Raw genomic sequence first — 21,448 nt, 5'->3', positions numbered from 1 at the left:
AGGCGGGTGTATCCGCTCAGCGCAGCAGCGCAAGAATCCCCGCATGTCCCTGCTCGCGCGCATGATCCGCCGCCGTCTTGCCGTCGAAGTCGGGCAGGGTGGCATCGGCGCCCTGCGCGAGCAGCAGTTCGACCGCCTCGCGATGCCCCCGATGCGCGGCCCAGATCAGCGGCGTATAGCCTTGCGTCTGCTCTTGGGCATCGATCATCGCGCCTTGGGCGAGCAGTTGCTCCATCACCTTGGTGTGGTTGTTCGAGGCCGCCAGCAACAGCGCCGTGTAGCCGCCTTGATCGACCGCATCCACCTCGGCGCCCGCGGCGAGCAGCCGCTCAACGGCATTGGTATGCCCGTTCACCGCCGCCATCATCAGTGGCGTCCACTGGCAACTGTTGCGCACATTGGCATCGACCCGCTGGCCGAGCAGGCGTTCGAGTGTCGAGACATCGCCCGACTCGGCGCCGTTGAGCAAGGCCTCGGCCTGCTGCTGCGAGTCCGGGGCCTCGCCGCAGCCGGCGAGCATGAGTAGAAGGAACAGGGCGCTAAAACCAATCTTGAGCATCATATTGGGTTGCATCGAGTGCATCTGTGGGAGGACCATCTGGCCATGATTCGCCCAGCGCGCCGCCGGCGCCCATGACAACCCGCAACAGGCCGCAATACCCATGCAGCTCGTCGGTATCCTGATCGCCATCTCGCTTCTGCTGTTCGCTGGGCTCGGTGTGGCCGCGCTCTTCCTGGCCGGGCGCAGCAGCCGTTCGGCGAACGAGGATGACCCCGATCCGCGTCGCTGAAAGTGCTTTGCAGGGGCTGACTGTGCGCTCGAGATGGTCTATGCTTAAACAGGACAAAGTCTTTGGGCGTCGTAGACGGTGGTGAGCCTTTCGCATCCCGTACAGGGCCGAGTCGTCGAATGGTACGTCTGATGCTTGGGTCGGGTCTTCGTGGATCTCTCAGTGAGCCGTTCGGCTCGAAACAGACAAGGTGACAAAGATGAAACAGTTTTTACGTAAACTTTGGAAAGACGAAGAAGGGGCAGAGGTGGTCGAGTGGGTTATCGTCGCCGCCGTGCTGATTGGTGTTGCGATTGCTGCCTATGCCTTGCTCGGTGACAATGTTAATGATGCGGTTAATCAAGTTGGTAGCAAGCTCTCCAGCGCAATCAATAAAGCTGACTGACTAAGCGAACGTTCATGTAACACTCACAGGTTTTCAGCTCTATATATGTACTGAAAAGGCGCAAGCTCGTTCAACCGAGCTTGCGTCTTTTTTGCAAATAATAATTTTTGGTAAAGAGCGAAAAATCGGAAGCTGTAGTCGCTCGCATCGAAATTTTTCAGATATGGGTCTACTTTGGACCAGTTATACTTTCCCGTCTCTGCACTTGCCCATGTATCAGCATTGGCCGCAGTCCTGATCGCTTCGATTGTTGATCTGGCGACCCGTCGCATCCCGAACGAATTCACCCTCACTATTGGCCTGCTCGGGCTGTTGTTCGCATTCGGCGTAGGTGGTCTTCCCGGACTAATCGGTGCCATGGCTGGATTCGCTGTCGTTCTTGGGCTGCTCTTGCCCGGCTTCCTACTCGGATTCACTGGCGGCGGTGATCTCAAGCTCATGGCTGCATTGGGGTGTTTTCTTGGGCCTGAACTCAGCCTCCATGCCGTGTTACTCTACTATCCGATTGGCGCAGTCGTGGCGTTGCTGTTCGCTGTTTACGCAGCCTGGCATCAGGGGCGCTCTGGGCCGTTTGCTCGCTATCGGGTGATGGCGCGAACCTCGTTCACCTCTGGGCGGTTCGTCTACATGAGACCCAGCCCGAACGAATCAATGGGCGCTCGTCTGCCGATGGCACCAGCCATCGCCTGCGCGGTTCTGGCGGCGCCGTTTCTTTTCGATTGAGCCTTGCTGAATGTCGATTCGGGGTAGTCGTTTAGATGAAACTCAGTGGCCTAGCGGTTATCCTCATCGCGCTCGCGCTCGCCGCTGGCGTTGCCTTTCTCATTAACGATTGGATGGACACTCAGCAAGCACGAGTCACGAGAACCGAAGCCGAGTTGCGAGCCGAACGAGAGCGTTTGCAGGCCGAGATAGACCGCCTGGCGGAAGAACAAGCCCGGCTCGAAGCGGAGCGGGGTAGAACTCCGGAGCCGGAGACCGCCCCCGTGTTGGTAGCCGCGCGAGAGCTGCCGATCGGCACTCAAGTCACGAGAGACGATGTCACCGTGCGCGATGTATTACCCGTTGAGAGGCCGGGAGATGCCTTCGCCCGCCCTGAAGAGGTCCTCGGCAATCTCGTGATCCGAGAAATCGCTGAGGGCGACATCCTCCTGCCCACGCGGTTGAGCAAGGACAACAGGTTACCGCTGATGTCGGTTATCTCGGAAGGCAAGCGCGCTATCACCTTTGGTATCGGCGTCACAGCCGGTCAAATGAGATCGCTCACCCCCGGCACTCGGGTCGATGTCCTGCTAGGCTCGGGTGGATTGAACGATGCCCCGCGTAACCGATTGATATTGAGCAATATCAAGGTGCTTGCGCTTGATCAAAGCCTGAATCCGCGCGGAGCGACGATCAGCGATGAGGTACAAACACCTGGCACGGTGACGCTCGAGGTCACGCCAGAGCAAGCAAAATTGCTGGCCCTTGCCGCGAGCGGCAACAATGTACGGTTTTTGTTACGCAATCAATCCGATACGCAGCCACTCGACACCCAGGCCCTGACTCTGATTCGCGGTACAAATCAGTGCGATACCTTTACTGGGCAAAATTGTCAATGAACGCTTGCAACAGACAGCCTGCGGTGCGCAATCAATGGCGTCAGCACCGGCTGCGCTGGTTCACCAGGCTGCTAGCGTTGCAGGCGATCATTCTCCTCGTGCTGCCCGCGCAGGCGAATGGCCCCTGGGACTCGGTGCGCCCGAGCCCGCAACTCGATCAAGGCACCATCACCGTACCGCTCAACAAATCGCGCGTGCTCGAACTGCCCGTGCCGGCGGCCCGCATCTCGCTCGGTAACCCTGCCATCGCCGATATCCTCTCGATCAACGAGCGCGAGATCTACATCAACGGCAAGGAACTCGGCACCACGAACATGATCCTCTGGGGCGAGGGCGATCGTGTCAGGCGCCAGATCGGTCTCGAAGTGACGCACGATCTGCAGACGCTCAAAGCCAAGTTTCATCAGTTCCTGCCCAAGGAGGAGATTCGGGTCTCATCTGCTCAAGGCGCTGTCGTGCTCAGCGGCGAAGCGTCCAGTCCAAGCCGGCTCGATGCCGCCGTGCGGATAGCGAAGAGCTTTACTGGCGAAGACGGCACGGTCATCAACCTGTTGCAGGTTGGTGGCGCCCAGCAAGTCCTGCTTGAGGTCAGAGTCGCCGAGGTTCAACGCTCGTTCGGCAAACAGATGGGAATTGATTTCATCGGCATGTATGACGGCGGTGATGTCAAGATCGACCTGATGAGGAATGCTAACACAGGCAGCTTGAGTCAAACTGCGGGTACACGTTTTGACTCGAGCGCCGGCTCGCGTTTTGACTCGAGCGCTGGTTCACGTTTTGATACAAGTGCTGGCTCGAGTTTTGATGCAAGCGCCGGCTCCAGGGTTGATTCAGGGTTCGGCGCAAGTTCACGGTCTACCTCTGTGAATGGTGTTACCAACGGATCACCTTTTAACAGCAGTCAAACGACCAATCAGCGCTTTAATCAATTCGGAGGAGAGCGTTTCGGCCAGGCTGGCGGTCAAGCGTTCACTCAAGCCGGCCGTGAGGGGTTTACTCAATCTGGCCGTCAAGATTTTAGTCAAAATAACAGTGGAAGTTTTGGCGCAAGAGAAATCATCGGAGGCATGGTCTTGCCGTCTACGGGCGCGGTACTTGAACTGCTTGGTGGTAATTTTCTTGGCACTACCGTCGCGTTAGATATTGCACAGTCCCAAGGACTTGCGCGCATTCTGGCAGAACCGAACTTGACCACCCTAAGCGGGCAAAAAGCCGAATTTCTTTCGGGTGGCGAATTTCCAGTACCAGTTTTTAATGGAAGCGGAACGGATGACGGTCAGTTCCAAAGCACGAGCATCGAATTCGAGCCATTCGGAATTCAACTTCAATTCTTACCTATTGTGCTTGGTAATGGTTTAATTAGTCTTAAGGTCAACGTTTCAGTCTCCGAACTCAGTGATGAAGCAGCTTTAGTTGTCGGAGGCGGTGGCTCCTCACTGGCAGTGCCAAGCCTGCGTAAGCGTGGTGCGGATGCAACCGTTGAAGTGCCCAGCGGGCAGACTATCGCCATCGCTGGTCTACTCAGTGAAACCGCACGCAGTAGCGGCAATCGCTATCCCGGCCTCGGCGATCTTCCAGTCCTAGGGAGTCTATTCCGTAGTCAGCAATTCCAAAAACGCCAAACTGAACTGGTCATTTTTGTTACGCCACGCCTCGCACGGCCGTACGATCCTGATTTAGTCAAATTGCCGACCGAAGACTTCGTTGATCCAGGCGATGTCGAGTTCTATCTGCAGGGGCGTCTCTATGGCACCCCAGATGGAGACCGACCAAGCAGTACAGCAGCAGGGCAGGGCAAGGGCCGTCTCGGACCAGACAAACGCGGCTCCGAGGGTCCCTTCGGACATGATTTGTAAAATGAGCTGACAGCCATGAAGTTCTTACTCTCCTTATCCATCGCCGCTGTTCTGCTCACCGGCTGCGCCGAGCCGACCGTGCTCGACCCGCCCTTCGGCGAGTCCGTGCGTCACATGATCGCTCTGCAAACGGCTGACCCATCACGCGAGGCGCCTGGACTCGATGGCGAAAAGTCTAGGAAGGCCTTTGATGCCTATCGGGAACAAACCGGTACGCTCGACGACCTCGGCGATCTCGGTGATATCGGCGGAAATTGACCATGCTCGTCTCCCTTGAGCTTCTCATCGTCGGCCGCTCGCCCGAGAGGGTCGAGGAACTCACGCAGCAGCTTGCCGAGTCGCAGCAGATGCTGACGCTCACGCCCTATGTCGCGCCGAGCAACAGCCTGCCGGACGAGGCCCTGTACCCGTTGCCGGATGCCATCCTCTGCTGCGTCAATGCCGACTGGCGCGAGGGCGTCTGGGAGCTGATCGAGACCATCCCCAATCCACGCCCACCGCTGTTCATCATCACCCCGAACAACGATATGGACTTCCTGCGCACGGCCATGCGCATGGGCGTGCGCGATGTCTTCACCTTGCCGCTGCAGGCCGAGGAGACCGCGAACGCCATCGCGCGCCTCGTGCGCGAGGAGCGCGCCCGGCGTGGCGCCGCCGGCTCGCGGCTGATCTCGTTCATGAACACCAAGGGCGGCAGCGGCGCGAGCCTGATCGCGGCCAATGTCGCCATCGCCATGGCCCTGCGCGCGCGTGCTGATCCGCGCCTGCTGTTGATGGATTTCGACTTCCAGTTCGGCGGTCTGCCCACCTATCTCGATCTCAAGGTGCGCGACGGGCTGATCAAGGCGCTGCAATTCGTCGAATCGCTCGACGAGGTCGCCTTGCGCGCCTATATTCAACGCCACGACACGCAGGTGCATCTGCTCGCTGCCGCCATGGACGAGATCATCATCCCGGAGGATGTCAGCCCGGCCCGTGTCGAGGCGATGTTCGAGACCATCAATGGCATCTACAGCAACATCCTGGTGGACCTCCCACATCGCATCGATGCCGCCATCGCCGCCATCCTGCAGCGCTCGGATGTCATCGCCTTGGCCACTCAGCAGACCATCGCCCATCTGCACGAGACCAAACGCTTGATCTTTTTGCTGCACAAGCGGTTGAATATCGACAGCGACCGCTTACTGCTGGTCATCAACCGCTATGATCGCCGCGCCGAGCTGAGCTTCAACGATTTTCGCGACGTGTTCCCGACATTGGCCATCCAAACCCTGCCCAATGATTATGTGCGCGCCTCCGAGAGCATCAATCTCGGCGAGCCGGTGTGCGAGAAAGCGCCGAAATCGCCCCTCGGCATTGGGCTGACGAACCTGGCCGAAGTGCTCACCAGTCGGGCGTTGATCTCGGGCGAGGAACCGCACGAACAGCAACAGCGGGGATGGCTAAGTTTCCTCAAACGTCAGCCGGCTTGACGCGCGGCGATTCGATCAAGGAGTCCCATCATGCCCATCAGCCGTCGATTGAGCCGCTTGAGCGCCGACCGACCCCCGGAGCCGAACCCGCCACCGGTCGCTCAGCCGCCCGCCAACCAACCAGCCTCGAGCCAGCTGCCGGCGAAGTCGAAGCCGAGGCAGGTCTGGGCGCGCACCCTGAGCACGGGCAGCACTGTCCTCTCTGGCATCGAGCTGGAATGGAAGCGCACCCTCTTCGAGGCCCTGGTCAAGGCGCTCGACCTGAGCCAGACGACGAACCTGGAGCCCGCCGAAGCCCAGCGCCAGATTGGCGACACCTGCGAGCGACTGATGGCGGAGAACCCGCCGCCAGTCGGGGTTCCGCAAGCCACGCGCTCGCGCATCATCAACGAAATCCAAGACGAAGTCCTCGGCCTGGGACCGCTCGAGATCCTGCTCAAGGACCCGACGGTGTCGGATATCTTGGTCAACGGCTACGCCGATATCTATGTCGAGCGCCGCGGCAAGCTCGAGCGCACGCCGGTCGCCTTCGACAGCAACAACCATCTGATGACCATCATCGAGCGCATCGTCTCGAGCGTCGGCCGGCGCATCGACGAATCCTCGCCCATGGTCGACGCGCGCTTGGCGGACGGCTCGCGCGTCAACGCCATCATCCCGCCGCTGGCGATCGACGGGCCGAGCCTCTCGATTCGTCGCTTCCCGGTCGAGCGCCTGACCATGGAACGGCTCTTGGAATACCATGCCTTCAGCCGCCCCATGTCGCAGTTCCTCGCCGCCGTGGTCGAGGCGCGGCTGAACGTGATCATCTCCGGTGGCACCGGCTCGGGTAAGACCACGATGCTCAACGTGCTCTCGGCCGAGATCCCCTCCGATGAGCGCATCGTCACCATCGAGGACTCCGCCGAGCTGCAAATGCAGCAGCCGCATGTCGTGCGCCTGGAGACCCGCCCGGCCAACATGGAAGACAAGGGCGAGGTCAATCAGCGCGACCTGGTACGCAACGCCCTGCGCATGCGCCCCGATCGCATCGTCCTCGGCGAGATCCGTGGCAGCGAGGCGCTCGATATGCTGCAGGCGATGAACACCGGCCATGACGGCTCGCTCACCACCATCCACGCCAACACCGCCCGCGATGCCCTCTCGCGGCTCGAGACCATGGTTGCCATGGCCGGCTTCAACCTGCCCACCAAGCCTCTGCGCGGGCAGGTCACCTCGGCGCTCGACATCCTCATCCAGCTCGAGCGCCAGCAAGACGGCAAGCGCCGGGTGATCAGCATCGACGAGGTGCAAGGTATGGAAGGCGAGATGATCACCACCGCCACCATCTTCCAGTTCGAGCGCCGGGGCATCGACACCGAGGGCAATGTGCTCGGCGATTTCAAGCCCACTGGCCTCGTGCCCAAGTGCTACGAGCGCCTGCGCCAGCGCGGCATCCAGCTCGATGTCAGCGTGTTCAATACCCAAGGCCCGTCGCTGGGCGGCGGCTTGCATTAGCGGCTAATGAGTACTCGCGCGCTCATCCTGCTCGTCGTTTTCCTCAGCGTGGCGCTGCTCTTGCTGGGGCTCGCCGCCTGGACCCTGAGCGAAGAGGCGCGGCATCAGCGGCGTCTGCGCGCGCGCGTCAGGATGCTCGCCGGCGATGAGCTGGACGATCGGCCGACCATCTCCTTGCTGCGCCAAAGCTATCTGCAGAAACTCTCGCCCTTGGAGCGGCGGCTCGAACTCTCCGACGCCCTGCAACCGTTGCGCAAACAGCTCGATCAGGCCGGCGTGTCGCGCCCGGCCTACCAGCTCCTGCTGTTCATGCTCGCCCTCGGTCTTGGCACCGCCTTGCTGACCTGGCAGATTGCCGAACTGCCAGTGGCGGCGGCGCCGAGCGCTCTGCTCGCCACCAGCCTGCCGCTGGTGCTGCTGCAAGTGCGCAAGCAAAAGCGCCTGCAACAGGTCGAGCAGGAACTGCCCGATGTACTCTCGATGCTCGCGCGCAGCCTGCGTGCCGGCCTGCCGCTGACGCAGTCTCTGAAAATCGTCGCCGACGACATGGACGGCGTCGTGCCGGCAGAATTCGGCATCGTCTACACCGACCTCAACTACGGCGGCGAGATCCGCGCCGCGCTCGATGGTCTCAGCGAGCGCGTACCGAGCCCGACCATCGCCACCCTCAACACCGCCATCATGATCCAGCGCGAGACCGGCGGTAACCTCGCACATGTGGTCGATCAGCTCGAACACCTCGCGCGTCAACGCTTTCGCTTCCAGCGCCAGCTCAAGACCCTCACCGCCAGCAACAAGGTCGCGGCCTGGATCGTCGGCTCCATGCCCTTTGCGCTCGCCGCCATGCTCGAACTCATCTCGCCCGGCTACATCAGCGGCTTTTTCGACACTGAGCTTGGCCGGCTGCTGATCTACGTCGCGCTGGGCCTGGTGGCCATGGGCGCATTCGTCCTCTGGCGGCTGGTCAAGGTCGAGATCTAGGCCAACATGGATCTACTCGCATCACTCACCGAGGCGTTGAACCGCTGGGCAGAAAACGTCGACCTGCTGCGCCTCGGCGTGGTGGGCGGTAGCGCGCTCGCGGTCTTCCTGATCAGCTTGGTCATCGCCTGGCTGATGCGGGCCTGGAACGATCCGGTCAAGCGCCGCCTCGATGCCCAGGTCGCCGAGTACGAGGCCGCGATCGGTGCCGTCACACCCGATCGCGACCCCAACACATTGCGCCTGCTCGAGCGCTTGGGGCAGGGGTTGGTGCCGCTGGATGCGCGCAAGCGCGGGCGCATCGTCATCAAGCTCACCCAGGCCGGCTTTCGCTCCAACCGCGCCGCGCCGATCTTCTTCGCCACCAAAATCGTCGGTATGCTGGTGCTGCCGTTAGTGGTCGGTGTCAGCCTGTGGCTGCTCGGCATGGACCAAAGCACGCTGTTCATGCTCGTTGGCCTGACCCTATCCATCGGCCTGCTGCTGCCCGACTCCTGGCTCGCCAAGCGCGTGCGCAAACGCCAGACCGTGCTGCGCCGCGCGCTGCCCGAGGCGCTGGACATGATGGTGGTCTGCGTCGAGGCTGGCTTGGGACTGACCGCCGCCATCCAACGCGTCGCCAGGGAGATCGACCACCAGCATCCAGAGCTGGCCAAGGAGTTCACCCTGACCATGGTGCAGATGCGCGCCGGCCTCGATACCAAGACCGCGCTCGAGGACATGGTCCAGCGTGCCGGCGTGGAGGAGATCAAATCCCTGGTCGGCACCCTGATCCAAGCCATCCGCTTCGGCACCAGCATCGCCAACACCCTGCGCATCTTCTCCGACGACATGCGCGACAAACGCCTCAAGGCCGCCGAAGAACAGGCGGCCAAGGTCGGTAACAAGATGCTCATCCCCATCGGCTTGTTCATGATCCCAGCGTTCTTGATCATCGCCGTCATGCCACCGATCATGGATATCGGGAGAAGCTTCAGTGGCGGCTTCTAGACAACCCACGCGCGGGCTTGCGCGCACCGCCAGCCTGCTCAGCCTGCTGCTCGGCCTGCTGCTGCTCAGCGGCTGCGAGACGCTCTCGCCCGGCGGCGAGGGCCCCTTCGCGGGCGCCGCCGGCATGCCCGAGACCGCCGCCGAGGCGCTGAGCGCCGGCGACAGCGCGCTCAGCCAGGGCGAACTCGACCGGGCGCTGTTCTTCTATGTGCAGGCCGCGCGCATGGACCCCGAGAACGCCGAGGCCTTCACCCGCATTGGCGGCATCCACGAGGCGCGCGGCGACCGCCAACGCGCCGCGCTCGCCTACCGCCAAGCCCTGCAGGCCGATGCGCGCCATGCCGACGCCCTAGCCGGGCTCGGCATCCTGCTCACCCGCCAGCGCGACTATGCCGAGGCCACCGAGCTGCTGCGCGCCGCCGTGCGCGAGGACCCCCGCCTGGCGCGCGCCCACAATGGCCTGGGCGTGCTCGCCGACCTCAGGCGCGACTATCCCAGCGCCAAACGCCATTACGAAGCGGCCCTGGCGCTGGCGCCCAGCTCGCCGATGCTGCACAACAACCTGGGCTACTCGCGCTACCTGGCCGGCGACAACGCCGGCGCCATCGCCGCCTTCGAGAAGGCGCGCGAACGCAACCCCGACTACCGCCTGGCCTGGCGCAACCTGGCCCTGGTCTACGCGCGCCAAGGCCGCTATCGGGACGCGCTGCAGGCCCTGGGCAAGGTGCAAGACCTGCCCGAGGCCTACAACGATGTCGGCTACATCGCCATGGTCTCCGGGCGCCTGGACGACGCCGAATCCTTCTTCGACCAGGCGTTGCGGCTCTCGCCCAAGCACTACGCGCTGGCGAGCGACAACGCTGAGCGGGTGCGGGCGTTGCGGGGGGATCGCTGAGCCGGGAGAAGGAACTGCATCCTGCTTGGCATGATCTATACTTGGAGTCAACGACCTTCGCCGACGTTGGGGCTGGCTGGATGACTCATGAACACCTTTCTAACACTCCGTATGAGAAGACCTCGGCGCGGCGCCAACTGGGGGCGGCAACGGGGCTCGGCGATGGTCGAGTTTCCGTTTGTCGTCCTGATCCTGATGTTTTTGCTGATACTAGTGGCGGATCTAGGTCGCTTGACGACCTGGGCTCAGCAGATGGCCTATGCAACTGATGCAGGGGCGCAGTTTGCGTATCGGAGATATTTATATTCAGCAAGTGACAATAAATATCAGATAGATGACCCAGATGCGGATGAGATTACATTGGTGGAACCTGAAAAATTTAAGGAAGAGATTGAGGAGCATATCAAGTCAGCCGTGGGCGGTCTTGAATTTGACCTAGATGACGATGATGTTGACATCGAGATCACAGAAATTGATGCTTGTCCTAATTTGACCCTTGAATCAGATAATACCGTCACACTCACTTATACGGTTGACGGCACCTGCGCCAACGAAAGAAGGTTTATCGAAGTTGAAGTGAGCAACGTATTCGAGCCATTCACCCCAATTATTAAACATATTATGATAAAAGAGTGGCGCACGCATGAATTCAAAGTATATCGACAAATCTTTGATGCGCCTTAATGCGTTTGTAACGAATGAAATGACAATTCCCTCAACGAGGTCGAATTTAGCCATGAAGATTAAACGCGCCCCTCTAATCGCAACATGCCGCAGCCAGCGTGGCACGATGACGATCATGATCTTGATCTTCTCTGTTCCAATTGTCTTTATGTTTTACATTGGCTTCATATTGCAGCCAGGCCTTGCTTTAGTCAAAAACAGGATGAGCCAACATCAGGCCGACTATGCGGCGCTTTCGCTTGCTTATGAATGCGCGCAGGATGACGTTTGCAGGCAATCTGCTTTAGACAATCCTGATTCCGCATCAAACGATGAAACTTCGATTCATTTACCGGACTGGCCTGCCTCTCTTGCAAAGTCGGTGCTGCAAGTGCTTACCCTGTCTAACAGCGCCTATGCGGAGGACTCTGATAGCCCAACGATCCCACCAATCAGCGGCGGCACTGTTTCTTCTGATGACCAGGGGCGTATCAGAGCTCGGATCGAAGGCTCTGATGAATCTCGGATAGGGCGTACCGACCTGAATTTTAGATATGCCTCGGAAGCACTGGTTGAGTTTGCCGATGGTACTGGCGTTGAACCTGTGAATTTGGATGATATTGGCGGTATTTTCAGAGGGTTTACCGGGTGCGAAAAAGCTCAAATCGGTGGTAATTCAAGGATTAGAGGATATGTGCTAACGAGTGAAAACAGCACCGGTGTCGGCCTTGGCGGTAATTCGGCTATTGAAAAAAATCCCGATCAAAACGGATATGGCGGAGTAATCACTTATGACGCATTCACATTCACGGGCAGAAGCTCAGAATTAAAGGGCGATTTAATTTTTTATGGCGTGAAAAGTGATGGTGATAGCGAGGTAGATCGTGAGCAATTTAGCGGCAACCAAGGTATCTTCAGTGACCATTCACAAAGTGGTTCTGGTCAAATGGACGGAGATATTTACATAAAAGGGAATTTTAGAACATCAATACAAGATCCTCAATCTGGATCTGTATTAAAAATACCTGAAAGCCTTTTTGTGCAAGGGGATTTTCGTATTCGGCAGAACATCAACGACGTCAGTGGTGATCTGGTCGTCGGCGGGAATCTTACGGTTGCGGATGGAATTGTTACAGCAATCGTGGCGGATGCTCGAAAGCATGGAGGGCTTTGTGAAGATAACGACGAGGAGGACGCACAAGTCTGCGATGGCGCTAAAAAAATGGTTCCCAATCCTGACCTTAATACCACGAATCCTGAGGAAGTAGCCTGGGATCCTGATTATTTAGCCGTTTTTAACAACACTGACACATATGCAGATCCGTGTGCAGATCCTGACCCACTCTTTAGCAACACTGGCCCCGATGAGGATGCTCCCAATAGTATCGAAGAGTTTTTCCAAAGCTATGAGGATATCCCCAGTTTCGGCGATTGGACTTTCAGCGGTGACGGACGACTGACAACCAGCGGTGTTACGGGGAGCGATGATGCTCCTCGCATCAACAACGGCTATCTAAAGGTGGATGACTTCACTCTCCAAGGTGAACTTACCGTGAGAAGTGGTGATGATGTCACGCTGCACGTGACGGGTGACTTCAAGACCGCAGGCAACAACGCACGCCTCGACGTCGAACCTCGTGCAACCTTGACGCTGATGGTTGAGGGCAAGCTTCAATTCAATACTGGGGAACTCTCCGCGTCTAGTGTCTTGACCACAGATGCCGATGGCAACACCATCCCTCAACTGCTTATTTTGAGTATCGGTGATGAAGTGCGCCTGGCCGGCAATGCAACCTTGAGAGGACTGGTCTATGCACCAAAAGGTGAGGTTCTTATCCGCGGATCTCAGTCAGTCTCAGGTGCTGTTTTCGCAAAGCAACTGGATATCAATGGTACGCCTGGCGGCAATGATTTTATTATTATTGCTCATGAAGCTGGTTTAGCCAATTTAGACAATATAAAAGATCTTGGTGGAGCCATTGGCGGGAGCCTTAAACCCTTTATCGTCAAGTAACTTTTATCACCTCGGTGTGGAACGCGGAACGATCATGGCCTCACGCATTCGCTCATTCTTCTCAGCCCCTCGGCGCCGGCGCCAGCAAGCGGGTGCTGCAATCGTTGAAGCCATGATCTTCGTGCCGATGGTTTTTCTTCTGACGTTCCTGACTTTGGAAGTCACGAATATTCTTCGGGTTTATGAAACCCTATCTTGGACAGCGGAGTATGCGGTGCGCCAAGCGAGTGAAGGGATGAGAACAGATGGTAAACGCCTTTTTTCAGATGAAGTGAGGTCACTAGTATACGATAAAATAAGGTTCGATTTGCCAGTTGGTGAAAAACACATTGATGCTGACGATATTTTTTGTGTTCGCTATTTTAGGCCTCCAAATGATCCAGATTTTGCTTGTGCTGACATAGAACTTGCAGCAGGGGAGCATGGTTTATTTCCTAATGAAAGAGATTTTCAGCCTGGTGATTTTGTGAGTGTTAAAATGAATCTCCATTATGCGCCAATGCTTTCTGGGATGTTCGAATGGATGTTCCCTGATGGCGTTCTTACTATGAGTGTGACATTTGACCGTGTTATTTCTGCTGCAGCACTACCTTCTTCACCTCCTGGTGGTGGAGGTCGCTGAACATAAAAGCAGCCTCTGCTTTTAATGGTCAATGGCCTAACAATTGGCTGCGTAGACTTTTATGTCATCTAAGTTGACAGGCCAGGCTGTCGAGAATTTTTACAGTTTTGATGTTGCGCTTCCTGCCCGAATTTTCCTCTCGCGTCATATAAGATGCTGATTTTACTGCTTAGCATGCAAGTCTACTAGCAGTTGTCCGGCATACTACGCTTTACAGTTGATTGCTGACGTGTTTCGTTCTGCTGGGCTCCTAGATGCTAAAATCTTGATTTTTAAGCTTTTATTATATTGGCTCGAAATTTGCTTTTAATTATAGTGCGGTTTTATCCTGCGCAAGCCGATGATCGAGACATCATCGCTTGTCAGCCCAACAACTGATCTCGCTCTACTTAATGGAGATGAACATGAACTTTCAAAAATCTATTTTCACATTGGCCGTTGGATTGGCATTGTCGCCGACGATCTATGCATCGCCTATTGTTTTTGATGCTTTTAACAGCAATACCCTTTCTGCTAATGGTACAAACCAATCGAGCCCAGAAGTAGAGCTTGGCTTTGAGATCAATTTTTTTGGAGAGAGGTGGGACCGGACTTTTGTCAACGAAAATGGCAATATAACTTTCTTTAACTCGTTTGGATCTTATACAGCCTCTAGCTTGGCCGTAGCAGACCAGACGATGATTGCGCCTTTTTTCGCAGATGTCGATGCGTGGCGAAGCGTCAATGATGGCATAGGCTCAGCAGTCACCTACGGCCAAGGTTTCTTTGAGGGTTACAGCGCATTTGGCGTCAATTGGATTGATGTCAATTCTTACGTTGGATCAGGGGAAAGTAATAACAGCTTTCAGCTCATTCTTGTTGATCGTCAAGATGATGGAGAGGAGGGTGATTTTGATATCATCTTTAACTATGAAGATATTTTCTGGGAAGCCGGCGATTTATCAACCACTGCTCCACTAGCAGGTTTCTCTAACCCGCCCCCTTGGGGCACCGTTAGCAATACCAGATCGACTGACACGACGTTCTTCGAGTTATCCGGCTCAGGCCAGCCTGGGGCGTTTTTAAACGATGGACCTCATGCGCTGGCTTTCAACAGCTATAACTCCGATGTCGAAGGACGCTACATCTTCGAGTTCCGTGGAGACACCGACATCTTCTCAGTCCCCGAGCCCGCCACCCTGTTCCTGCTCGGCAGCGGCCTCTTAGGCTTGGCCTTCGCCCGCCGCCGCGTCCTCAACGGCTAACACCGCTCCGATCCCTCCCTCCAAAGGCGCCGCTGAGCGTGCATCATTCGATGCCGCCAGCGGCGCCTTTTCTTTTCTCAGCCACGCCTTGCGCGCCTGCGCGATGCGCGCCCGCGCGCTTCGTCGCCGCGCTCGCTGGTCTGTCGGTGGGGTCAGGCTGGACCCAGGCTGGGTTCCTGCTGACCCCAGGGTGGGTTCACCCTGAGCCCAGGGGTGGGGCCATGCTGAGCCCCGAACGGGCGAATTAAGAACGCGCGACGCCCGCAACGGCGCCCGCCCAGCGCGTCGCGCGCCCAGCCCGCGCGCGCTCAGGCGCTGCGCGACGCGCCAAGGGAGCGGGGGAGAGGGGGAGAGAAAAAAATCCGCAACGGGGACTCGACAACCTCGAGCCGATGCGGCTAGGATGGATGCCACTGTCGCGGGGGTGCTACCAACACCCGCCGCGTCAAGCCCCGACTGCAACCGAGTCGAGCGCACCAGTGGCCAGCGGTATTCTAGCAAGAAGCCCACCCATCAGGGGTGGCGTCTGCATACCGCGTCCATCCGTGATCTCACCCGTTCAGTCGGTGGTCTCCACCCCTGTTCGACCTGGAGATTGCCGATGTCCCAAGCCGCCACCGTTGCTCAGTTCGCCACCTCGCCGGTGGACATCCTGCGCTGGCAGCGCGCCCTGTGCGCCGAGCCCGAGTTGACCCACGCCGCGCGCTCGGTCGCCACCTCGCTGTCGCACTTCATCAACTCCAAGAGCGGTTTCGCCTGGCCCTCGCTGCGCACGCTGGCGAAGCGCTCCAAGAGTTCGCTCAGTTCGGTCAAGCGCGCGCTCAAGCAGCTCGCGAGTCTTGGCTTCCTGCAGATCGAGCCCGGTGGCTGCCGGCGCACCAATCGCTATCGCGCGGTGCTGCGCCGGGTGGGGGCTCAGAGCGTGCAGGCACCTGCTTCCCGAGCACCCCCGGCACCGAGAGCTATCGCCTCACGAATCACGCCCTGCGCATGCAAACGCCCGAGACGCTCTGCGCGGTGATCGATCTCAAGACACGCCAGTGGGGCGACACCGAGCGCGCCCGCTACCTGCGCTCAGCGACGCTGTTTGCCCCGGAGAAGCTCGAGAATTATCTCTCCGAGGTCCATCAGCGCCGCGCCCAAGCCGCGCGTCATCGCCCCAGCGCCGCCTCTCGCGCCGCCCAGGCCGTGGCGAACCACGTGCCCGGAAGCACACCGCCGACGAACCGCGAGCCGCCACCACCGAACATGCCCCCGGAACGCCTGAGCGCCCATCTCGATAAGGTATTTCAGGCGCTCGGCAAGAGCCGAACGTCGGTGAAATCGACTTAAGGATTGATCCATGAACGCTATCGAATTCGATGCGCTGCCAGAGCAGCGCAGTATCCACCTCCCTGAGGAAGTGCCGGACGGCGTGCGCCTGCGCGTGGTGTTGCTCTGGGAGCAACCAGGAACTAAGGACGGTGATCTCAAGACGCTGTTTGCCAGCACCACCGAGGGATTGACCGATGAAGACTTAGATCGACCTCGTGATCTCGGACGAGATGTCCAATGGGATATCTGATCGATACCAACGTCTGGTCGGAACTTCAGAAGGGCAGACGCGCTAATGCCGGCGTGAGGCGCTGGTACGCCTCCGTTGAGCCTGAGGCTTTGCATGTCTCCGTGCTCGTTGTCGGTGAGGTTCGACGGGGCATCGAGCGTTTACGTCGCCGCGATCCCCAGCAGGCTGATCAGCTCGCGCAGCGCCTTGAGGCACTCAAGGTGGCTATGGGAGATCGCATCCTACCTGTCTCGGTCGCGATTGCTGAGCGTTGGGGCATCCTTGGGGTGCCCGACCCACTCCCTGCCATTGACAGTCTGCTAGCCGCGACCGCCTTAGAGCACGATTTGGTTCTGGTCACGCGCAATGTTCGTGACGTAAAGTCGAGCGGAGCGAGACTGCTCAACCCCTTTGAGCCGAAGCCCTAGGGTCTTCAACTCATCGACGCCGCGCCGACCGGCTTTGGTTTCACCAGATGCTGGGCTGAAAGCGCGCGTCGTTGCGGATCTCGATCGCCTGCCCGGATTGGGCGAGCACGAACAGCCCCTTGCGGTAGGCGAAGCGGCCGACTTGGTCCGGCACCACCATCCCGGCCACGGCGCCCAGGAGTTGATACGCCCGGTACTGCGGGAAGCAGTCCTTGAAGGTGGCGAGGCGCGCAAGATGGGCGTTGACGTCGTCGAGGCTGAGATGGGATTTGCATTCCACGGCCACGGCGACCTGTTCGTTGAGGGCGAGCAGATCGATCTCGGCGATCACCTGGCCGTTGTCATCGTAGGCGGTGAGGTTGGGCGCGACCTGGTGCATCGGCAGACCACGCTCGCGCAGCAGGCGGACCACGGCCGGGCGCACCATCTCCTGCACGAATTCGCCGAGTCGGTTGCCTTGCCGGCCGATGAGTTCGCTGAGCTTCTCGATCTTGCGGTCGGTTTCTTGCGTCTTGCGATCGGTTTCCTCAAAACGCTGCCTCAACCGCTGGTCGTTTTCCTGCATCTTACGATCGGTTTCACGAAATAGTGCCCAAATTTCTTCAGCCGATGTTGCCATTGTGAGCGTTTCCAGTGTTCATCCATCGCTGATCTTAACGCCGAATCGCGCCAAGATCGACGCGGCCAAGCTAGACTAGAGCGCATCAAGTTGATCGCGTTGGCCCTGGCCCTGCGTCAGTCCGCATGGCCGCCAGCCGTGCTATGCGGGTTTGCGGGGCTGGGCGATGGTCTTGGGTCATGCGCCACCTCGCGCTTGCGCTTTGATCACTTTGGCCAGCTTGTCATCGAAGGTGATGATCGGCTGCTGCTCCTCCAGGTGATAGCCCACCAACAGGCAATCGACGAAGTCGAGCCCGCGCTGGCGATAACAGTCCAATGCCCGGAGAAAGATGCCGGGCTTGTCCATCCGCACCAGACCCTCAGTCACCAGTTCGGTGAGCCGCTGACTGATGGTGTCCCGATCGACCTCGTAGACCTTTTGCAGCACATAGACCACCTCGCAGGCGGCCTCGATAGGGAGCGTCACCTGTTGCTGTTCAAGGATTTCGGCTGCCCGAGGGGAGAGTTCGGCATGATCCTCAAGCAAATAGCGCAGGACCACATTGGCATCGACCAGGCTCATGGCGCGTCGCTCACCGCATCCGACCAGGCCGTCTGTTCGCGCGCCATGCGCTCGGGATGCGCATATTCTTTTAGGCTGCCGCGCAGACTCTTGCGTGGCTTGGTGACGGGGGCCGGTTCGCTGGCGGTGACCAAGATGATGACCTCGACCTCCTTGCCCCAGAAGGCTTTGGGCAATTGCAGATGCAGTTCGCCTTGGGTGACCCGTTCAATCGTGCGGATGGCTTCCATGGATCATGTACTCATTGTGACCGAGGGTTTTACCGAGCCCGCATTCAAATTCCAGCCTTCGCGCGCCGAGGCGAGGGACTGGTCGACGTCTTGTCGCGAGTGGTGCGCCGCAGCATAGAAGCGCTGGGGGGCGAGTCTTGGCTACTCAAAACCCTGAGGAGAGGGTCAGCTCAGCCCAACAACGGCGAAGTCGATCCGGTCATAGACTTCAGCCAGCGCCAACAGCGCCGCGCGCTCGCCTTCCAGCCAGTCTTCGAAGCTCAGGTGGGGGGTCGGTTGCAATGCCATGAGGCGATCTCCGCTTGTCGTTGGCTGGGCTCGCTGCAAAAGGGTGCGCAGGCAAACCTAGACCGCTCCCAGGCCGCGGTCAATGGCAACCTGCGACCAGCCTACTTGCAGGTAACCGCCGGTGCTACCCTAAGGCTATTGTTTGATGCTGGATCAACCTGGAGCAGCCGATGACCACGCTCGAATCACTCAAAGAGACCGTCAAGCGCGAGTTGCCCGCATGGCTCGAATCCGATCCTTCCTTTCGCGAAGCCATCCTCGGTCTGACCGCCAACCTCTACAGTCGCCGCGACGAGACCAACGATTGGTTTCATCAAACGCTGGAGGAAATGCGCCGAGAGCGTGAACGCCAAGACGCACTCTGGCGAAAGAACGACGAACGCCTCGAGCGCGAGCGCCAGGAAGCCGAGCGCAAGTGGGAAGAGCAGAACCGCAAGTGGGAAGAGCAGAACCGCAAGTGGGAAGCCAACCAGGCAGAGCTCAAGGGGCTCCATGAGGAAAGCCTTGCGCTGGGTAAACGCATCGACCGCGGCATCGGTGCCCTGGGCGCGCGCTGGGGATTGCGCTCGGAGCAGGCCTTTCGCGACGCACTGGCCGGCATCTTGGAAAAGACCTTTGGCGTCGAGGTGCTCAATGTGAGCGAATACGATGACAACGGCGAGGTGTTCGGCCGTCCGGACCAAGTCGAGATCGATGTCCTGATCAAAAACGGTCTGCTGATCCTCTGTGAGCTGAAATCCTCGATCGACAAAGCCGGGATGTATACCTTCGAGCGCAAGGCCCGGTTCTACGAGCGGCGGCACGAGCGCCAGGCCAACCGTCTCATCGTCATCTCACCGATGATCGACAGCCGCGCTCAAGATGTTGCCCGGCGCCTGGGAATCGAAACGTACGGCGAACCCGAAGAAGTGTCTCACTGACCGCGCCCAGGCAGCGCACCCTGGTCGATTTTGCCGTCGAGACGCAGGCTCCGGGCGAGCGGTGAGCCTCAGTGTTACCAGGTTCTGGGCTGAAAGCGCGCGTCGTTGCGGATCTCGATCGCCTGCCCGGATTGGGCGAGCACGAACAGCCCCTTGCGGTCGGCGAAGCGACTGACCTGGTCGGGCACGACCATGCCGGCCACGGCGCCCAGGAGCTGATACGACCGGTACCGCGGGAAGCAGTCCTTGAAGGTGGCGAGGCGCGCAAGGTGGGCGTTGACGTCGTCGAGGCTGAGATGGGATTTGCATTCAACGGCAACGGCGACCTGGTCGTTGAGCGCGAGCAGATCGATCTCGGCGATCACCTGGCCGTTGTCATCATAGGCGGTGAGGTTAGGCGCGACTTGGTGTACCGGTAGTCCGCGCTCGCGCAGCAGGCGGACCACGGTCGGGCGCACCATCTCCTGCACGAATTCGCCGAGCCGATTGCCTTGCCGGCCGATGAGCTCGCTGAGGGTTGCGATCTTGCGATCGGTTTCTTCAAAACGCTGCCTCAACCGCTGGTCGGTTTCCCGAAACAGTGCCCAAACTTCTTCAGCTGGTGTCGCCATGGCGAGGGTCTCCGTTGTTGCTCGATCGCTGGTCTCGACGCCGAATCGCGCCAAGCGTGGCGCGGCCAAGCTAGAATAGCGCGCATCAAGGTGCAAGGCGCGGCCGCAGATGCCGTTTTCGCGCCCGAGCTTGTTAGTTGATCCCGACAAGAAAAGCCGCAGGCGGCATGATCGGGATGCCCCGCCATGGGTGTAGATCGGTGAGGTGCGGGTCGCTGGCGACGATGAGTTCGGCTCCAGCAGCTTCGGCGAGTGCGAGAAATTTGTTGTCCTTGGGGTCAGCCCTTTAAAGGTGGGTCGCCAGCCGTGTTAACGCCCAGCCAAGAGTTTAGCCGTGGAGACATGCGGCTTGCCCTTATGCTTGGTCCGCGGCGTGGGAGGCTTTTTCGGTCCGCGCGGGCTCTTGCGCAGCTTCTTGAGGTTGACGCGCTGCGCCAAGGCGAGCAGCAAGGCACAGAGTTGGGCGCGATCGGCCTGCGCAAAGACCTGCCAGTGTTGCTCCTCGACCGCGATGGTGAGCCCCTCGCTGGTGCGGGCGATCTCGCCGGCCAGGTAATACTCCGAGACCGTCTCGTCGACGTTGGCCTCGGGGTGGGCGGCGCGCAGGGCGGCCATCACCACCGCGTAGAGGTTGAAGGCGACCAGGGCCAGGCAGAAGCCAAACAGCGCGGCCTGCGGATAGCCCAAGGTATTGAGTTCGGAGTTGAGAGGCCCCTCGAGCTTTTGAAACGCCGTCTCGATGGTCCAGCGGCTGCGGTAGAGCTCGGCCACCGTGGCGGCATCAGCGGCCTCGGCGGGCAGGTTGGTCAAGAGGGTCAGTTGCTGATCGCCGTTGCGGCTCGGGCGCTCGAGCTCGAGCACGATGCGCCGCCAGGTCCAGGTGTGCCCCTCGGCATCGGTGACCTGCACCGCCTGCTCGAACAACGCCCCATCCGCCCCGGTGCCGGCTCCGGTCAATCCTCCCTCCGGCATCGCAGTCAGGCACTACGTCATTCCGGCCCCTTCCCCTCCGTCATTCCGGCCGGGAAGCCGGAATCCAGCGCAGGGAAAGCAACCTCGCGGCAGGCACCAAAGCTCAGCAGGTTACCGCCCGCTCACCATCCATGGCCTGGGTCCCGGCTTCCCGGCCGGGACGACGAGTGCCGGCGACGACATCTGTCCGACGAAAGCGAACCCTTATGGCGTTATTGTCTCTTTCGTTTATTTCGGTTATAAGCCGCCCTAGTGCTGGTTG

26 protein-coding genes and 1 pseudogene are annotated in these 21,448 nt (G+C 59.3%); 20 read left to right on the top strand and 7 right to left on the bottom strand.

Annotated features, from left to right (window positions below; all coding sequences use genetic code 11):
* Positions 1-16: 16 nt before the first annotated feature.
* Positions 17-574: an ankyrin repeat domain-containing protein gene (locus CCR82_RS11605; RefSeq protein WP_201245940.1), complete on the bottom strand. Its 558-nt coding sequence runs from the start codon at positions 572-574 to the stop codon at positions 17-19.
* Positions 575-662: 88 nt separating this feature from the next.
* Between CCR82_RS11605 and CCR82_RS18945 the strand changes: the two genes are divergently transcribed.
* The 19 genes and pseudogenes from CCR82_RS18945 to CCR82_RS11515 all read left to right on the top strand — a co-directional run bounded on the left by CCR82_RS18945 (position 663) and on the right by CCR82_RS11515 (position 16,982).
* Complete coding sequence (locus CCR82_RS18945) at positions 663-791, top strand: hypothetical protein (RefSeq protein WP_276570566.1); 129 nt, start codon at positions 663-665, stop codon at positions 789-791.
* 199 nt (positions 792-990) lie between these two features.
* Positions 991-1,176 carry a Flp family type IVb pilin gene (locus CCR82_RS11600; protein WP_201245939.1) on the top strand — a complete coding sequence of 62 codons (186 nt, stop codon included), beginning with the start codon at positions 991-993 and terminating at the stop codon, positions 1,174-1,176.
* A 174-nt stretch (positions 1,177-1,350) separates the two neighbouring features.
* On the top strand, positions 1,351-1,899 hold the full coding sequence (locus CCR82_RS11595; protein ID WP_201245938.1) for a prepilin peptidase: 549 nt from the start codon (positions 1,351-1,353) through the stop codon (positions 1,897-1,899).
* 35 nt (positions 1,900-1,934) lie between these two features.
* Complete coding sequence (cpaB, locus tag CCR82_RS11590) at positions 1,935-2,777, top strand: Flp pilus assembly protein CpaB (RefSeq protein WP_201245937.1); 843 nt, start codon at positions 1,935-1,937, stop codon at positions 2,775-2,777.
* A gap of 77 nt (positions 2,778-2,854) precedes the next feature.
* Positions 2,855-4,633, top strand: a complete 1,779-nt coding sequence (locus CCR82_RS11585; RefSeq protein ID WP_201245936.1) for a secretin GspD/PilQ domain-containing protein — start codon at positions 2,855-2,857, stop codon at positions 4,631-4,633.
* Between the two features lie 15 nt (positions 4,634-4,648).
* Complete coding sequence (locus CCR82_RS11580; protein WP_201245935.1) at positions 4,649-4,891, top strand: hypothetical protein; 243 nt, start codon at positions 4,649-4,651, stop codon at positions 4,889-4,891.
* 2 nt (positions 4,892-4,893) lie between these two features.
* Positions 4,894-6,105: a CpaE/TadZ family protein gene (locus CCR82_RS11575; RefSeq protein WP_201245934.1), complete on the top strand. Its 1,212-nt coding sequence runs from the start codon at positions 4,894-4,896 to the stop codon at positions 6,103-6,105.
* A gap of 30 nt (positions 6,106-6,135) precedes the next feature.
* Positions 6,136-7,602, top strand: coding sequence for a TadA family conjugal transfer-associated ATPase (locus CCR82_RS11570; protein WP_201245933.1), 1,467 nt, complete (start codon positions 6,136-6,138; stop codon positions 7,600-7,602).
* Positions 7,603-7,608: 6 nt separating this feature from the next.
* The gene (locus tag CCR82_RS11565; protein WP_201245932.1) at positions 7,609-8,583 is read left to right on the top strand and encodes a type II secretion system F family protein; all 975 of its coding nucleotides are present in this window, start codon (positions 7,609-7,611) and stop codon (positions 8,581-8,583) included.
* Between the two features lie 6 nt (positions 8,584-8,589).
* Positions 8,590-9,573: a type II secretion system F family protein gene (locus tag CCR82_RS11560; RefSeq protein WP_201245931.1), complete on the top strand. Its 984-nt coding sequence runs from the start codon at positions 8,590-8,592 to the stop codon at positions 9,571-9,573.
* Positions 9,560-10,468 carry a tetratricopeptide repeat protein gene (locus tag CCR82_RS11555; protein ID WP_201245930.1) on the top strand — a complete coding sequence of 303 codons (909 nt, stop codon included), beginning with the start codon at positions 9,560-9,562 and terminating at the stop codon, positions 10,466-10,468. The genes CCR82_RS11560 and CCR82_RS11555 overlap by 14 nt, the downstream gene beginning before the upstream one ends.
* Positions 10,469-10,555: 87 nt before the next feature.
* Complete coding sequence (locus CCR82_RS11550; RefSeq protein WP_201245929.1) at positions 10,556-11,152, top strand: TadE/TadG family type IV pilus assembly protein; 597 nt, start codon at positions 10,556-10,558, stop codon at positions 11,150-11,152.
* A 52-nt stretch (positions 11,153-11,204) separates the two neighbouring features.
* Entirely contained in the window at positions 11,205-13,145 is a 1,941-nt protein-coding gene (locus tag CCR82_RS11545; RefSeq protein ID WP_201245928.1) for a DUF7305 domain-containing protein, read from the top strand.
* Positions 13,146-13,179: 34 nt separating this feature from the next.
* Positions 13,180-13,767, top strand: coding sequence for a TadE/TadG family type IV pilus assembly protein (locus tag CCR82_RS11540; RefSeq protein ID WP_201245927.1), 588 nt, complete (start codon positions 13,180-13,182; stop codon positions 13,765-13,767).
* A gap of 404 nt (positions 13,768-14,171) precedes the next feature.
* Positions 14,172-15,011 carry a nidogen-like domain-containing protein gene (locus CCR82_RS11535; protein WP_201245926.1) on the top strand — a complete coding sequence of 280 codons (840 nt, stop codon included), beginning with the start codon at positions 14,172-14,174 and terminating at the stop codon, positions 15,009-15,011.
* A gap of 403 nt (positions 15,012-15,414) precedes the next feature.
* Positions 15,415-15,849 (top strand): annotated as a pseudogene (locus CCR82_RS19130) (helix-turn-helix domain-containing protein); the annotation flags it as partial.
* On the top strand, positions 15,768-16,343 hold the full coding sequence (locus tag CCR82_RS11525; protein WP_338073162.1) for a conserved phage C-terminal domain-containing protein: 576 nt from the start codon (positions 15,768-15,770) through the stop codon (positions 16,341-16,343). The pseudogene CCR82_RS19130 and the gene CCR82_RS11525, both read left to right, overlap by 82 nt.
* A gap of 10 nt (positions 16,344-16,353) precedes the next feature.
* Positions 16,354-16,575, top strand: coding sequence for a hypothetical protein (locus CCR82_RS11520; RefSeq protein ID WP_201245924.1), 222 nt, complete (start codon positions 16,354-16,356; stop codon positions 16,573-16,575).
* Positions 16,563-16,982 (top strand): type II toxin-antitoxin system VapC family toxin, encoded by a 420-nt coding sequence (locus tag CCR82_RS11515; RefSeq protein WP_201245923.1) that lies wholly within the window; start codon positions 16,563-16,565, stop codon positions 16,980-16,982. The genes CCR82_RS11520 and CCR82_RS11515 overlap by 13 nt, the downstream gene beginning before the upstream one ends.
* Positions 16,983-17,022: 40 nt before the next feature.
* Here the strand turns inward: CCR82_RS11515 and CCR82_RS11510 are convergent, their stop codons facing one another.
* The 4 genes from CCR82_RS11510 to CCR82_RS18940 all read right to left on the bottom strand — a co-directional run bounded on the left by CCR82_RS11510 (position 17,023) and on the right by CCR82_RS18940 (position 18,683).
* Positions 17,023-17,547 carry a DUF3782 domain-containing protein gene (locus tag CCR82_RS11510; protein ID WP_242513414.1) on the bottom strand — a complete coding sequence of 175 codons (525 nt, stop codon included), beginning with the start codon at positions 17,545-17,547 and terminating at the stop codon, positions 17,023-17,025.
* A 231-nt stretch (positions 17,548-17,778) separates the two neighbouring features.
* Positions 17,779-18,165, bottom strand: a complete 387-nt coding sequence (locus CCR82_RS11505) for a type II toxin-antitoxin system VapC family toxin (RefSeq protein ID WP_201245921.1) — start codon at positions 18,163-18,165, stop codon at positions 17,779-17,781.
* The gene (locus CCR82_RS11500) at positions 18,162-18,395 is read right to left on the bottom strand and encodes a hypothetical protein (protein WP_201245920.1); all 234 of its coding nucleotides are present in this window, start codon (positions 18,393-18,395) and stop codon (positions 18,162-18,164) included. The genes CCR82_RS11505 and CCR82_RS11500 overlap by 4 nt, the downstream gene beginning before the upstream one ends.
* Positions 18,396-18,560: 165 nt before the next feature.
* The gene (locus tag CCR82_RS18940; protein WP_276570565.1) at positions 18,561-18,683 is read right to left on the bottom strand and encodes a hypothetical protein; all 123 of its coding nucleotides are present in this window, start codon (positions 18,681-18,683) and stop codon (positions 18,561-18,563) included.
* Positions 18,684-18,853: 170 nt separating this feature from the next.
* Here CCR82_RS18940 and CCR82_RS11495 point away from each other — a divergent pair, with 170 nt between their 5' ends.
* Positions 18,854-19,603 (top strand): PD-(D/E)XK nuclease family protein, encoded by a 750-nt coding sequence (locus CCR82_RS11495; RefSeq protein ID WP_201245919.1) that lies wholly within the window; start codon positions 18,854-18,856, stop codon positions 19,601-19,603.
* Between the two features lie 74 nt (positions 19,604-19,677).
* On the opposite strand, the gene CCR82_RS11490 is transcribed toward CCR82_RS11495, so the two are convergent.
* Positions 19,678-20,364, bottom strand: coding sequence for a DUF3782 domain-containing protein (locus CCR82_RS11490; RefSeq protein WP_242513413.1), 687 nt, complete (start codon positions 20,362-20,364; stop codon positions 19,678-19,680).
* 159 nt (positions 20,365-20,523) lie between these two features.
* The gene (locus CCR82_RS11485) at positions 20,524-21,171 is read right to left on the bottom strand and encodes a transposase (RefSeq protein ID WP_201245918.1); all 648 of its coding nucleotides are present in this window, start codon (positions 21,169-21,171) and stop codon (positions 20,524-20,526) included.
* Between the last annotated feature and the right edge of the window lie 277 nt (positions 21,172-21,448).

The sequence above is a fragment of the Halochromatium salexigens genome, assembly GCF_016653295.1.
Lineage (GTDB): Bacteria > Pseudomonadota > Gammaproteobacteria > Chromatiales > Chromatiaceae > Lamprobacter > Lamprobacter salexigens.
This window is presented reverse-complemented; position numbering and strand designations above follow the sequence as displayed.

What these genes read in the sequence shown, in the direction of transcription:
- CCR82_RS11515 (WP_201245923.1), top strand. Translation starts at nt 16,563, where the DNA reads ATGGGATATCTGATCGATACCAACGTCTGGTCGGAACTTCAGAAGGGC.
- CCR82_RS11605 (WP_201245940.1), bottom strand. Translation starts at nt 574, where the DNA reads ATGCAACCCAATATGATGCTCAAGATTGGTTTTAGCGCCCTGTTCCTT.
- CCR82_RS11535 (WP_201245926.1), top strand. Translation starts at nt 14,172, where the DNA reads ATGAACTTTCAAAAATCTATTTTCACATTGGCCGTTGGATTGGCATTG.
- CCR82_RS11510 (WP_242513414.1), bottom strand. Translation starts at nt 17,547, where the DNA reads ATGCAGGAAAACGACCAGCGGTTGAGGCAGCGTTTTGAGGAAACCGAT.
- CCR82_RS11565 (WP_201245932.1), top strand. Translation starts at nt 7,609, where the DNA reads ATGAGTACTCGCGCGCTCATCCTGCTCGTCGTTTTCCTCAGCGTGGCG.
- CCR82_RS11560 (WP_201245931.1), top strand. Translation starts at nt 8,590, where the DNA reads ATGGATCTACTCGCATCACTCACCGAGGCGTTGAACCGCTGGGCAGAA.
- CCR82_RS11600 (WP_201245939.1), top strand. Translation starts at nt 991, where the DNA reads ATGAAACAGTTTTTACGTAAACTTTGGAAAGACGAAGAAGGGGCAGAG.
- CCR82_RS11520 (WP_201245924.1), top strand. Translation starts at nt 16,354, where the DNA reads ATGAACGCTATCGAATTCGATGCGCTGCCAGAGCAGCGCAGTATCCAC.
- CCR82_RS11580 (WP_201245935.1), top strand. Translation starts at nt 4,649, where the DNA reads ATGAAGTTCTTACTCTCCTTATCCATCGCCGCTGTTCTGCTCACCGGC.
- CCR82_RS11540 (WP_201245927.1), top strand. Translation starts at nt 13,180, where the DNA reads ATGGCCTCACGCATTCGCTCATTCTTCTCAGCCCCTCGGCGCCGGCGC.
- CCR82_RS18940 (WP_276570565.1), bottom strand. Translation starts at nt 18,683, where the DNA reads ATGGCATTGCAACCGACCCCCCACCTGAGCTTCGAAGACTGGCTGGAA.
- CCR82_RS18945 (WP_276570566.1), top strand. Translation starts at nt 663, where the DNA reads ATGCAGCTCGTCGGTATCCTGATCGCCATCTCGCTTCTGCTGTTCGCT.
- CCR82_RS11545 (WP_201245928.1), top strand. Translation starts at nt 11,205, where the DNA reads ATGAAGATTAAACGCGCCCCTCTAATCGCAACATGCCGCAGCCAGCGT.
- CCR82_RS11550 (WP_201245929.1), top strand. Translation starts at nt 10,556, where the DNA reads ATGAACACCTTTCTAACACTCCGTATGAGAAGACCTCGGCGCGGCGCC.
- CCR82_RS11500 (WP_201245920.1), bottom strand. Translation starts at nt 18,395, where the DNA reads ATGGAAGCCATCCGCACGATTGAACGGGTCACCCAAGGCGAACTGCAT.
- CCR82_RS11575 (WP_201245934.1), top strand. Translation starts at nt 4,894, where the DNA reads ATGCTCGTCTCCCTTGAGCTTCTCATCGTCGGCCGCTCGCCCGAGAGG.
- CCR82_RS11570 (WP_201245933.1), top strand. Translation starts at nt 6,136, where the DNA reads ATGCCCATCAGCCGTCGATTGAGCCGCTTGAGCGCCGACCGACCCCCG.
- cpaB (WP_201245937.1), top strand. Translation starts at nt 1,935, where the DNA reads ATGAAACTCAGTGGCCTAGCGGTTATCCTCATCGCGCTCGCGCTCGCC.
- CCR82_RS11495 (WP_201245919.1), top strand. Translation starts at nt 18,854, where the DNA reads ATGACCACGCTCGAATCACTCAAAGAGACCGTCAAGCGCGAGTTGCCC.
- CCR82_RS11505 (WP_201245921.1), bottom strand. Translation starts at nt 18,165, where the DNA reads ATGAGCCTGGTCGATGCCAATGTGGTCCTGCGCTATTTGCTTGAGGAT.